Raw genomic sequence first — 1,117 nt, 5'->3', positions numbered from 1 at the left:
GCCTTACACAGCTTCGTTGACGCTTCCGCTATGGTTGTCGGTGGTGTGAGATGGCAACCTGCGGATTCAATCTGGCGTTCCTGATGAACCCGGTCATCTTGATAGGAATTGATAGGAGAGGAGGTGAGCGAAATGCAGCGCACCAGATTTATCTGACCAGCCCAGAAGATGCACGTGTTGTATCAGGTTGGGAACAAATCCATATCGCGCAGCAGACGCTCACCTCAGAACAGCAGCGTCTTTTTAGGCCAAAGCGTGGGGAGAGGAGGAGCAATGCATATCTGATACCTGATCACCCCCGTTCATTACGTCCTGGCTCATAAACGGTTCCGCTGCGTTGCCCCGGCGATACTCTTCACCTCTTTCCGCTCGCTTTCTATCCTGCAAGAGCCCTCGCTGCTCAACAGGCTGCACTGTTCTGAGGCGAAGCACATCATGCTGTGCCCAAACAGTTCACACAGAACAGGAGCAGCAAATGCTACCACGCATTCGACAATTCATTCAGCGCAATCGAACGTTGTCTTCACTGATTTTGATCTTGATCATTAGCGCTATGCTGGCAACGGGTTGTGCACCCGTCGCAGCGCCAACAGGGGCAGAGAATACCGGCCGCCCGTTCACAATCGGCGCTATTCCAGATCAAGACCCAGAAAAGCTGCAACGGCTCTATGGCAAGCTTGCAGACTATCTCTCGGAAGAGCTAGGTGTGCCGGTCGTGTACAAACCGGTGACCGATTACACTGCATCGGTGACAGCATTCAGCGTCGGCGACCTCGACATGGTCTGGTTCGGCGGGCTGACCGGCGTACAGGCGCGCCTTCAGACGCCAGGCGCTGAGGCGATCGTCCAACGTGATATCGATGCAAACTTTCACAGCGTCTTCATTGCCAACGTAGCGAGTGGATTGACTCCCTTCAATGACATCAGCGGCCTGACACAACTCAAAGGCCATACATTCACCTTCGGCAGCGAATCTTCCACCTCTGGACGCCTTATGCCCCAGTATTTTCTGAGCCAGGCAGGTGTGAAACTGGAAGACTTCAAAGGCGAGCCGGGTTTCTCAGGCTCTCATGATGCCACAATCAAACTGGTAGAGGCGGGTGCCTATAAGGCCTGA

Annotated in this window: 1 pseudogene; it reads left to right on the top strand. The window is 54.1% G+C overall.

Features of this window, described 5'->3' with window-relative positions:
- Nucleotides 1-475: 475 nt before the first annotated feature.
- Nucleotides 476-1,117 (top strand): annotated as a pseudogene (gene phnD, locus NW858_RS04610) (phosphate/phosphite/phosphonate ABC transporter substrate-binding protein); the annotation flags it as partial.

It is taken from the genome of Synechococcus sp. H55.10 (assembly GCF_047502715.1).
Classification (GTDB): Bacteria; Cyanobacteriota; Cyanobacteriia; order Thermostichales; family Thermostichaceae; genus Thermostichus.
The sequence above is the reverse complement of the archived record's forward strand: the minus strand, read 5'-3'. Positions and strand labels throughout refer to the sequence as shown.